Source organism: Pseudomonas sp. S10E 269 (assembly GCF_002798465.1).
Classification (GTDB): domain Bacteria; phylum Pseudomonadota; class Gammaproteobacteria; order Pseudomonadales; family Pseudomonadaceae; genus Aquipseudomonas; species Aquipseudomonas pergaminensis.
In genome coordinates this window covers 4,718,052-4,729,441 of the sequence record NZ_PHIJ01000001.1, presented here as the reverse complement: position 1 = coordinate 4,729,441, position 11,390 = coordinate 4,718,052, and the positions used below count along the sequence as shown (strand labels likewise).

General features: G+C 61.6%; 9 protein-coding genes. 3 read left to right on the top strand and 6 right to left on the bottom strand.

The window, feature by feature from the left end:
- Positions 1-14 precede the first annotated feature (14 nt).
- From CWC48_RS22035 to CWC48_RS22020, 4 genes are all read right to left on the bottom strand, one after another.
- Positions 15-1,175, bottom strand: coding sequence for an acyl-CoA dehydrogenase family protein (locus CWC48_RS22035; protein ID WP_100490308.1), 1,161 nt, complete (start codon positions 1,173-1,175; stop codon positions 15-17).
- A gap of 27 nt (positions 1,176-1,202) precedes the next feature.
- Positions 1,203-1,994, bottom strand: coding sequence for an enoyl-CoA hydratase/isomerase family protein (locus tag CWC48_RS22030; protein WP_100490307.1), 792 nt, complete (start codon positions 1,992-1,994; stop codon positions 1,203-1,205).
- Positions 1,995-2,143: 149 nt separating this feature from the next.
- Positions 2,144-2,782 carry a TetR family transcriptional regulator C-terminal domain-containing protein gene (locus tag CWC48_RS22025; RefSeq protein ID WP_078049192.1) on the bottom strand — a complete coding sequence of 213 codons (639 nt, stop codon included), beginning with the start codon at positions 2,780-2,782 and terminating at the stop codon, positions 2,144-2,146.
- Between the two features lie 41 nt (positions 2,783-2,823).
- Complete coding sequence (locus CWC48_RS22020) at positions 2,824-3,582, bottom strand: class II aldolase/adducin family protein (RefSeq protein ID WP_078049193.1); 759 nt, start codon at positions 3,580-3,582, stop codon at positions 2,824-2,826.
- A gap of 130 nt (positions 3,583-3,712) precedes the next feature.
- On the opposite strand from CWC48_RS22020, the gene CWC48_RS22015 reads away from it, so the two are divergent.
- The 3 genes from CWC48_RS22015 to dkgB all read left to right on the top strand — a co-directional run bounded on the left by CWC48_RS22015 (position 3,713) and on the right by dkgB (position 7,215).
- Complete coding sequence (locus CWC48_RS22015; RefSeq protein ID WP_100490306.1) at positions 3,713-5,668, top strand: FAD-dependent oxidoreductase; 1,956 nt, start codon at positions 3,713-3,715, stop codon at positions 5,666-5,668.
- Positions 5,656-6,234 carry a helix-turn-helix domain-containing protein gene (locus CWC48_RS22010; protein ID WP_100490305.1) on the top strand — a complete coding sequence of 193 codons (579 nt, stop codon included), beginning with the start codon at positions 5,656-5,658 and terminating at the stop codon, positions 6,232-6,234. Before CWC48_RS22015 ends, CWC48_RS22010 begins: the two co-directional genes overlap by 13 nt.
- 162 nt (positions 6,235-6,396) lie before the next feature.
- On the top strand, positions 6,397-7,215 hold the full coding sequence (dkgB, locus tag CWC48_RS22005; protein ID WP_100490304.1) for a 2,5-didehydrogluconate reductase DkgB: 819 nt from the start codon (positions 6,397-6,399) through the stop codon (positions 7,213-7,215).
- Here the strand turns inward: dkgB and CWC48_RS22000 are convergent.
- Entirely contained in the window at positions 7,212-7,640 is a 429-nt protein-coding gene (locus CWC48_RS22000) for a chemotaxis protein CheY (protein WP_078049197.1), read from the bottom strand. The genes dkgB and CWC48_RS22000 overlap by 4 nt on opposite strands.
- Before the next feature lie 134 nt (positions 7,641-7,774).
- Complete coding sequence (locus CWC48_RS21995; protein WP_100490303.1) at positions 7,775-11,389, bottom strand: transporter substrate-binding domain-containing protein; 3,615 nt, start codon at positions 11,387-11,389, stop codon at positions 7,775-7,777.
- Position 11,390: the final 1 nt, after the last annotated feature.

Sequence of the window (11,390 nt, the reverse complement as noted above, 5' to 3'; positions counted from 1 at the left end):
GTTCTCCGCGCCGATCAGCGCAACAGCGGCCGCAACAGTTCACGGGCAATGATATGGCGCTGGATTTCCGAGGTGCCCTCCCAGATCCGCTCGATCCGCGCGTTGCGCCAGATGCGTTCCACTGGCCCTTCGTCCATCAAGCCCATGCCGCCGAAAATCTGCACCGCCTCGTCGGCGACCTTGCCCAGGGTTTCACTGGCAAACAGCTTGGCCATGCCGGCCTCGCCGTCGGTCATGGTGCCCTGGTCCATCTTCCAGGCGGTGTGCAGGGTCAGCAGTTCGGCTGCGCGAATCTGCGTGGCCATGTCCGCCAGCTTGAAGCTCACGCCTTGATAGGTGCCGATGGGCTGGCCGAATTGCTTGCGGTCCGCCGCCCATTGCAGCGACACCTCCAGCGCGCGCTGGGCCTGGCCGACGCAGTTGGCGGCGACCATCACGCGGCCGGCGGTGAGCCAGGCGTTGGCCACGTCCCAGCCCTTACCCACTTCGCCCAGTACTTTGGAGGCCGGGACACGGCAGTCGTCGAAGAACATTTCATAGGTGTGGTAGCCCCGGTTGCTCACGCATTTGGGGCCACGGCGGATGGTCATGCCGGGGGTGCCACGATCCACCAGGAACGAGGTCACGGCGTTGCGCTGCCGGCCATTGTGTTCATAGGTATCGGTGACCGCGAACACAATGGCGAAATCGGCGTGCCCGGCATGACTGATAAAGTGCTTGCTGCCATTGATCACGAAGTCATCACCCCTGCGCACCGCACGGGTCTTGATGGCGTTGGCATCGGAACCGGCGCCGGGTTCGGTGAGGGCAAAGCAGTCGATTTTCTTGCCCTGCACGCACGGCAACAAGTAGTCGCCAATCTGCGACCCCGTGCACGCCATCAAGATCTTGGACGGCCGTGCGACAAACACGTGCAGTGCCCACGAGACCTTCGACAACTCCTTCTCGATCAGGGCCTGGGACAGGTAATCCAGGCCTCCGCCACCCACCTCTTCCGGCATGTTGAACGCGTAGAAACCGGCGGCAATCGCCTTGTCGCGAATCTGTGCAGCCAGTTCGGGCGAGACCTCATCGGCACGGTCCACCGCCTCCTCATGAGGCAACAATTCCTTGGCAACAAAACTGCGTACCGCGTCCACCAACATGTCTTGTTCTTGGCTGAGTTGGAAATTCATGGCGCTACCTGTTCGGAGGTGTTGTTGTTATTTGCCGCAGAAATTCGGGAGGCGTTTTTCCATGGATGCGCGCAGGGCTTCGGCGCCGTCGGCACTGCGACCGCACAACAGGCCGGCGGCCAGTTCGGCCTGCAACTGCTCGGGCAGGCTGCGGTCGGCGCCTTCGCGGATCAGGGTTTTGGTCTGGGCGAAGGCGAAGGTCGGGCCGCTGGCCAGGCGTGCGGCCAATTCGGTGGCATGCGCCTGGAGCTGATCATCGGCGACCACTTCACCCACCAGGCCAGCGACCAGCGCGCGGTCGGCACTCCACAGCTCGTCGAGGAACAGCAGGCGCTTGGCTTGCTCGCTGCCAATCAGGCGTGGCAAGTGCCAGCTGGCGCCTGCGTCCGGCGAGTAGGCCATGCTGGTGTAGCCAGCCTTGAAGCGCGCCGATTGGGCCGCGATGCGCAGGTCGCAGCACAACGTCAGGTCCATGCCGGCGCCGACGGCCGTGCCATTGATCGCAGCAATCGTGGGTTTATCGAGGGTGTGCAGGCGGGTCATCAGCGCGTGGGCGGTTTCGGTCCAACCGTAGGTTTCGAGGGCGCCACGGGCTTCGGCGTCGGCCCATTCGGCCAGGTCGGCACCCGCGCAGAAACTGCGACCGTTGCCGGTCAATACCACGACGCGCACAGCGGCGTCGGTGTTGAAGGCATCGAGCAAGGTGTGCAGGTGCTTGAGGGTGGGGATGTCCAAGGCGTTGCGCTGCGGGCCACGGTTGAGGGTGATCCAGGCAACGCCTGCTTGTACCTGACTGAGCACGGGCGAATCGGTCGTCATGGCTTCCTCGAATTATTTTATTTGGCTTGAGGGGTGCGACATGAGGCGATACTAAACAAGTGTTCAGTAAGAAGGCAATCAGCAAACCGCAAATATTTTCAAAGCGGGAAATGCCGGCCCGAACCTGGCGTTCGGGCGGCGGGATGGGCTCAGGGTTTGAGCTGATATCGCTGGCGACCACCGGCCTGCAGCCCGTCCACCCAGGCTTCACAGATTTGAATGCCCTGCTCGGGTGTGAAGGTGCCGGGGTTGAGCCCCGACTCCAGCCACAACCCGTCGAGCAATGCGCTCAAGCCGATGGCGGCGAGGTCGGCGTCGAAGTGCTTCCAGCCCTCCTCCCTGGCCATGTCGGTCAGCGCCGAACGCATGATGGTGCGGTACTCGCCGTAGGAATGCTCGTGGGCCAGGTTGATTGCCGGCGCCGTCTTTACCGCGCCCCAGAACACCAGCCAGGCGTCCAGCAGGTGCGGGTCGAGCAATTCGGCGGAAAACGAGCCACGGAACAACGCCGACAGACGCTCCCTGGGGTTCGGCGGTGCCTTGGCCATGGTCTCGCGCAGCAGGCTCATGACCTGGCCGGTGATGGTCCGGTAGGCCTCGGCCACCAGTTCATCCTTGCCCGAATAGTGATGGCTGATCAGCCCCACCGACACCCCGGCCTCGGCGCTGATCTTGCGGATCGACGCGCCCTGGAAACCATCACGCTTGAGGCACGTGAGCGTGGCCTGCACCAGCGTGGCCTTGCGCACTTCCGGCTCCATCCTGGAAAAACGGGATTCCTGGGTCATACGGCGGTGTCCTTGGGTTGAGTCGGCAGCACGACTCTACATCAGTCGCGATACCCCGGCGACACCCGATCCAGCATCCGCAGCAACGCCGCCCACGCCAATTGCATGGCGTCCAGGTCGACCAACTCGCCCTCCTCCAGTGGTCGGCCAGGGTTGTTGAATTGCTGCTCGGTGTAGGCGCAGACCTCGGCAGGCGGCAGCACCAGCGGGCCGCACGCCTGGGCGGCAATCTGGATATCGCAGGCCTTCTCCAGATAGTACATGCGCAGGAACGCCTGGCTGACCGTCTCGCCGACGGTGAGCAAACCGTGGTTACGCAGCATCAGCACCGGCTTATCGCCCAGGTCCTGTACCAGCCTCTGCTGCTCATCCATGTCGAGGGCCACGCCTTCGTAGTCGTGGTAGGCGACTTTGCCGTAGAACTCCATCGAAATCTGGTTAACCGGCAACAACCCGCACGCCAACGCGGCCACCGCACAGCCTGCACGGGTGTGGGTGTGCAACACGCACTGGGCGTCTTCACGCGCACCGTGGATCGCGCTGTGGATCACAAAACCCGCCGGGTTGACCGCATAGGCCGAGGGTTCCACGGCGTGGCCGTCCAAGCCGATCTTGACCAGGCTGGACGCGGTGATTTCGTCGAACATCAGCCCATACGGGTTGATCAGGAAGTGATGTTCAGGCCCAGGGATGCGCACCGAGATATGCGTAAAAATCAGGTCGCTCATGCGGTAGTGCGCGATCAATCGATAGCACGCGGCGAGCTGTTCACGCAGTTGTTGTTCGGTGGAGTGCGTCATTTTTATTCTCCAGGCACGGGTTGGTGAGGGCGACGCTAATCCAGCCGCCAGTAAAAAAACAAGTTGATTTTTTACTGGCGCTCGCCTCCTATAGAACGATAACAATAACAGCGCCTGGAGTATTCGCACCATGTCGCACCCTGCCTTTCCCCATCTGTTCGAACCCTTAGTGCTGCGCGGCAAACGCCTGAAAAACCGCATCATGTCCAGCGGGCATGACACCTCGATGCCCACCGATAACCGCGTCAATGCGCAGCTGATCGCCTACCACCGCGCCCGTGCCGAAGGCGGTGTAGGGCTGATCGTGTTGCAAGTCGCCGGGGTGCATGACAGCGCGCGGTACACCTCCCATGTGCTGATGGCGACTGACGACGGCTGCATCGACGGCTACCGCGAACTGGCCAACACCTGCCACGCCCAAGGCACCGTGGTGCTCTCGCAGATCTTTCACCCTGGGCGCGAAATCATGGAGTCGGCCGACGGCTTGCTGGCCGTGGCGTACTCGGCGTCCGGCGTGCCCAATGAGCGCTTTCGCGTGATGCCAAGGGCGTTGGACCAGGCGATGATCGACGCGATCGTTGCAGGTTATGCAGCGGCGGCCAGGCGCCTGCACCAGGCCGGGATCGACGGGGTTGAAGTGGTCGCCAGCCATGGGTACTTGCCGGCGCAATTTCTCAACCCTCGGGTGAACCGGCGCAGTGATGCTTACAACGGCTCCCTGGAGCATCGGCTGAAGTTCTTGAGAGACATCATCGCGGCGGTACGGGCCGCCACCGACGACCAGTTCATCATCGGCCTGCGCATTTCTGCCGATGAACGCGATGCCGAGGGGCTCACCGAAACCGAATCCCTGGAGGCCGTGCAACGTCTGCAGGCACAGCTGGATTACGTGCATATCGTCGCGGGTACATCAGCCTCCCTGGGCGGCGCGATCCATATCGTGCCACCCATGGCGATTGCCGCTGCGTACCTTGCCGATGAGGCGGCGAGGTTCAAGGCCAGCCTGTCGATTCCGCTTTTCGTCACCGGGCGGATCAACCAGCCTCAGGAGGCGGAGCTGATATTGGCGCACGGCCAGGCCGATGTCTGCGGCATGACGCGGGCGTTGATCTGCGACCCCCGGATGCCGGCCAAGACCCTCGAGGGGCGCGCTGAAGATGTGCGGGCGTGCATTGCCTGCAATCAAGCGTGCATCGGTCATTTTCACAAGGGTTTGCCGATCTCCTGCATCCAGCATCCGGAGACCGGCCGCGAGCTGATATTTGGTGAAATGCAAGGGGCGTTGAAGCGCAAACGCATCATGGTAGTAGGGGGTGGCCCGGCAGGCATGAAAGCGGCGGCAGTCGCCGCACAACGCGGGCATGACGTGACGCTGTACGAAGCCAGCGGGCAATTGGGTGGCCAAGTATTGCTGGCCCAACTGCTACCACGGCGCAGCGAATTCGGTGGCGCCAGTACCAACCTGCAACGCGAGATGGAACTGGCCGGTGTACGGGTGGTGCGCAATACCCGGGTCGACCGTGCCTTGGTGGAACAGGAACGTCCCGACCACGTGATCATCGCCACCGGCGCCGAACCTTACTGGCCAACCTTCGAGCAAGGCGGCGAGCTGCAGGTGGTGGACGCCTGGCAGGTGCTGCGCGAGCAAGTCCCCCTGGGGCGCTCAGTGGTGGTGGTCGACTGGCGTTGCGATTGGATCGGCCCCGGCATTGCCGAGCGCCTGACACGCGCAGGCCACCGGGTACAACTGGCGGTCAATGGCACTCACTGCGGGGAAAACCTGCCGCTGTACGTGCGCGATCAACTGGCGGGCGAACTGCATCGGCGGGGCATCCCGATCATCCCCTACGCCCGCCTCTACGGTTGCGACGACACCACGGTCTACCTGCAACACACCGCCAGCGGCGAGCCGATGCTGCTGGAGAATATCGACACCCTGGTGTTGTGCCAGGGGCACCAGCCGGTGGACACTCTGGGCGCGGAGCTGCATGGCCTGGTGCCCTTTGATCGGATCGGCGACTGCCTGGCCCCGCGCACCGCCGAAGAGGCGATCTACGAAGGACTCAAGGTAGCGTGGAACCTGTGACAGACGAACCCCAGCAACTGTTTCTCGGCACGCGCATTCGTGGCCTGCGCAAGGCGCGTGGGCTGACCCTCACCGCCTTGGCGCAGGCCAGTGAATTGACTGCCGGTTACCTCAGCCAGTTGGAGCGTAACCTGGCCTATCCCTCGATCCCGGCACTGTTCAACATTGCCCGCAGCCTGGGCGTGACCACCCAGTGGTTCTTCGCCAGCGAAACCGTGTCCGCAGTCGAGGACCAAGGCTACGTGGTCCGCAAAGGCAATCGCCAAAGCATTCACTACGAAGATGGCATCGTCGACCAACTGTTGACGCCCCTGCCCAACCACCAGCTGGAAATGCTGCAATCGAGCTTTCCGCCCGGCGCCTATAGCCAGCAGAGTTACAGCCATGAAGGCGAAGAAGCAGGCTACGTGCTGAGTGGTCGGTTCGAGCTGTGGGTGGGTGAGCGGCATTTTCTGCTGGAGGCGGGCGACAGTTTCAGCTTTGCCAGCAATGAGCCCCATCGTTACGGCAACCCTGGCAAGGTGAACACGGTGGTGATCTGGGTGATTACGCCGCCGACGTTTTAAGCCGCTGGCGGGAATGAGAACGTTGCTACGGGAACTGACGACAGTGGCAAGGCGGCCATTCGTGACCTGTGGTAAAGAGTCCTTTTCGGATTCGACTGTTTTTCCGAAGGAACGACGGGCGGATACTCGACTCCATTGTTCACACCCCGTCTGGAGTTACTGATGTCTACCCCTATGCAAAACGTTCCGGCCTTTGGCCTCGGCACCTTCCGCCTGCAAGGCCAGGTCGTGATCGATTCCGTCAGCACCGGCCTGCAACTGGGCTACCGCGTCATCGACACCGCGCAGATCTACGAGAACGAAGCCGATGTCGGCCAGGCGATTGCCGACAGTGGCATCCCGCGCGATGAGCTGTTCATCACCAGCAAGATCTGGATCGCCAACTTCGCCGAAGGCCAGCTGACTCCAAGCCTGAAAGAAAGCCTGCGCAAACTGAAAACCGACTACTTGGACTTGACCCTGATCCACTGGCCCTCGCCGGAAGACCAGGTACCTGTCGCCGAGTTCATGGGCCAACTGTTGGAAGCCAAGCGCCTGGGCCTGACCCGCCAGATCGGCATTTCCAACTTCACCGTCGACTTGATGAAGCAGGCGATTGCAGCCGTGGGCGCCGAGAATATCGCCACCAACCAGATCGAACTGCATCCCTACCTGCAAAACCGCAAGGTCGTGGACTTTGCCACCGCCCACGGTATCCAGATCACGTCCTACATGACCCTGGCCTACGGCGAAGTGCTCAAGGACCCGGTAATCCAGCAAATCGCCGAGCGCCATCAGGCCACCCCGGCGCAAGTTACGTTGGCCTGGGCCATGCAACTGGGCTACGCAGTCATTCCGTCGTCGACCAAACGCGCCAACCTGGAAAGCAACCTCAAGGCCCTGCAACTGACCTTGAACGCTGCCGACATGGCACAGATCGCCGCACTGGAACGCGGCCATCGCCTGACCAGCCCCAAGGGCATCGCGCCAAAGTGGGACTAAACCCTGGCCACGTGGCTGCGCGATAGCTCCCGCAGCCACGGCAACACCCGCAGGCCGGCCGTGGCTGCGGGTGGGTCGATGATGTCCATGAAGTGTTCAAGGTTGACTGTGTCCGGCACGCCGGGCAGGCGTACCAACACCGCAGGCTTTTTACCGGCGGGCGTGTCCGGGTTCAGGTCCAGGTGATCGTAGACCAGTACATGATGCGCCTGGGGTTGAGGCCCGCAAGTGTGGGTGGCCAGCCCAGCGTTGATGATCAGCACATCAAAAGGCTGGGCCGGGATGGCGGTGAGCAGTTGGACCTCTTCGAAGGTCTGCACCGGGACGATCCGGTGATACCCCAACTGGTTGAGCATCTTCTCGATGTACAAGCGTTGCAGGTGTTGCTCATCGGCAATCAGAATGGTCAGTGCTTTGTTTGGCATGGCGAACTCCTGGGCAGGCAGTGCTCGTCATTGAGCCTGGCCCATTTTCCAGACATACCTCGAAGACAAAATCAGGCTTGTTCCCTATCCATGTAGGAGTTCTCCCAAATCCACCGAATGGCTAACACACTCGGTCAAGCCTGCTTGCAGTGCTGGCTGAGACTACGGTGCAAGCCGTCAATGGCCACGCCTACGGCCTCAACCGCAGCCCATGACGCATCGTGGTCGCGCCGTTCACATACGCCCTCCAAGGTTTCGCAACAGGCGACCAGCACCTGAGCCTTGACCATGCGGGCCCCGCCTTTGACGCGGTGAGCCAGGTCATGCAGCCTGGCAAAGTCCACCGGATCAAGCAGCGCCGGTAGCAGCAGGCGGTCCTCGACGAGGCTGCCAAGCAATGGCTGCAACAACTCGTCGAGTGCGGCCTTGTCGCCGCCCGTCAAGGTAATCAACGCGCTCAAATCAAACACCGGTTCGGCTTTAGGCGTGGCAGCACTGGCCGTGCGTGATGCCAGCGCTGCGCGCAAATCATCCAAACCGGTCGGCTTGAACAAACAACCATCCATGCCCGCCTGTCTGCAGCGCTCCGTTTCCTCCGGCTGGGCGTTGGCGGTGAATCCCAATATCAGGCAAGGCACCAGGCCAAGTTGACGCTCTTGGGCGCGGATATCTCGCGCCAACGTGTAGCCGTCCATGATGGGCATGTTGCTGTCGGTGATCACCCCGTCAAAATGACCGGCCTGCCACAGTGCAAGGCCCTCGGCGCCATCGTCGGCGGTGACGATGCGGTGCCCCAGGAAACTCAATTGTCGAGCCAGCAGCAGACGGTTGGCCGGATAATCATCGACCACCAGCAGGTTCAAGGCCTGGGTAGGGGGAACGCGTGACACCGGTACGGAAACCGGCGTTTGCGTGGTCAACGCCAGCGTCAACGCCACGTCCACCCGCGTGCCTTTTCCGAGCACGCTGCTCAAGTGCAATTGCCCGCCCATCATCTCGCACAGGTTGCGGCTGATCACCAACCCAAGGCCGGAACCACTGCGTGCCGATTGGGCGTGATTGCTGCCCTGGATAAACGGGTTGAACAAGCGCTGCTGATCTTCGGCACTGATGCCTATCCCCGTATCTTCCACAGACAACCGCAGGTTTACGTGCTCGTCAGCGGACGCCGGCGCGCACTGGGCACCCAAGCGCACCTGGCCGGTGGCGGTAAACTTGATGGCATTGCCCAGCAGGTTGGACACCACCTGCTTGAAACGCAAAGGATCTATGAGCACCGAGCAGTCGGTCATCGGGTCGAGTTCGACATGCAGCGACAGCCCCTTATCCCGCGCCAACCCCTCGAACACCCGCGCTACTGACGCCAGCAACTCGCGCGGATTAGCCGGCGCCAGGGTCAGGGACAGGTGACCGGTTTCGATCCGCGCAATGTCCAGGATATCGCCGATCAGCTCCAGCATGCTGCGCGAGGCCATCGACGCCACCTCCAGCGCATCCTGATCGGCACGACCTTGCTCGGCGTTTTTCTGGGCCAACTCAATCATGCCGATCACCGCGTTCATGGGCGTGCGGATCTCATGGCTCATGGTCGCCAGGAACGTGGTCTTGGCGCGGTTGGCCGCGTCGGCCTCCTCCTTGGCTTCCTGCAACTGGCCCAGCAGGCGCTGGCGCTCACTCACATCGACCCACCCGGCAATCATGCCCACGACGTTGCCGTTGCTATCGCGGTACGGCAGCATCCACTGGTAAATGGTCAGTACACCACCACCGGGCACCTTGAGGACCCGGTCCTGGATCTGTGGCTCACCACGCGCCATCAGGCTCAAGTAATCAGCATGGAAAGACTGGGCCTGGGGCGGGTTACCGGTGTCGGTTTCCACGACCGTCTTGCCGATGACGTCCTCCAGCTTGAAGCCGAACACATCCAGGTAGGCGTTATTGCACGCCATCAACCGCCCCTGGCGATCGCGCACGTAAATCGGGTGGGGTGTGCCGTCGATCAGCACGCCCATGAACCGCATCTGGTCGCTCAAGGCCCGCTCGGCCTGGGCCCGCTTGCGAATCAGGTTGCGCAGGTAGAGCACCCAGCCCAGGGTAATCACCAGCAACAGCGCCGCCAGGCCAAACCCCTGGATAATCACGTTGCGGTGGCTGACCCAGTAACTGTCTTCGACGATGATCTCACTGCGCCAATGGTTGGACAGTTCGTCCATCTCTTCGGGTGTGATGCTCAGCAGCGCCTTCTCCAGGATCGAATACAGCTCCAGTTGGCTGCGGTTGACACCAAAGGCAATCCTCGCCGGTTCCGTCCCGACTGTGCTGGTGATCCGCAGACGATCCCGATAATCGCGCGCAATCATGTAGCGTGCGCTGATCAGCGAAACCACCGTCGCATCAACATTGCCTTTAGCGACCTGGCTCAGGGACGCTTCAGGGTTCTCGACGTCGACAAACTCGATACCTGGGTAATCCTTGGCAATTTGCGCGGCGAGGCTGTTGCCGCCGATGAACGCCAGGCGTTTGCCAGGCATGTCCTCCAGCGTAACCACGTGCTCATCAGCGGCGCGCACCACCAAAACATAAGGATTGGACAGGTAAGGCCGGGTAAAGCGGATCTTCTCGGAACGCTCGACGCTGGGCGTGATCACCGCCAGCATGTCCACTTGACCGGTGCTGACTTCGTCAATTTGCCGAGGCAGCGAACTGCCCTGCACCACGTCGAACTTCAACCCGGTGCGCAAACTGATCCGCGATAAAACCTCGTCACTCAAACCGGCGAACTGCCCTTGTTCATTAAAAAACGACAGCGGCATGAATTTATCGAGGGCCGCCACTCTTACCCGTGGATGCTTCTCCAGCCAACGCTGTTCGTTGTCACTCAGCCGCAAACGGTCGGCCTCCAGGACACCGGTGCCACCGGCACTCCAGCGCCGCAGGATATCCATCTGCTGGCTGGCCGGGATAACCGCCAGCGCCGTGTTGATAATGTTCAACAGGCGAAGATTGTCGGCGGTAAACGCAAACCCGAACGGATTGACTTCCAATGCGGAAAAATCCGCCATGCGCACATTGTTCAGGTGGTTCTTGTTGATCAGATAGCGGGTACTGATGGCGTCGCCCAGGTAGACATCCGCCTGGCCGAACGCCACGGCACCGATCGCCTGGTGCGTCGAGCCATACAACTGCAAATGTGCCTTGGGGTAAAAAGCCTGGACTGCGTCGGGCTGCATATAGTGGTAGAGCATCGCCACGCGCTTGTCGGCGAGGTCGGCGCTCAATGAATGACTGTCACCTGCACGGGTGACCAGCACAGGTTGATCATTGGCGTAGGAACGCGACAGTACCAACGCCTTGTCGGCCGCTTCGTAACCATTGGCCGACCCGACGAAATCCACATCGCCTGACTTGAGTGCCTCGATCACTTCATCGCGGGTATCGTAGCGCCGCACCTCGATGGGGATGTTCAAGACCTGGCTGACCAGCCCCGTGTAGTCAGCCGTGATGCCTTCAAAGTCGTCATGGTTGCTCAAATCGAAAGGGGCGTAGTCGGGTGCCGACACCCCCATCACCAACGTGCGTCGCTCACGCAGCCAGCGCCAATCGCTTTCATCAAGCGCAACATCGGGGTGTTCAAGGGTGGAGTGGCCAAGCAGGCGCAGGGGATAGGGTTGATCCAGGGCCATCGCCGCCAAGGGTAGCAGCCCTATCAGCAGAATGGCCGTGAGTTTCACCCGCCGAGAGGTGGTCATT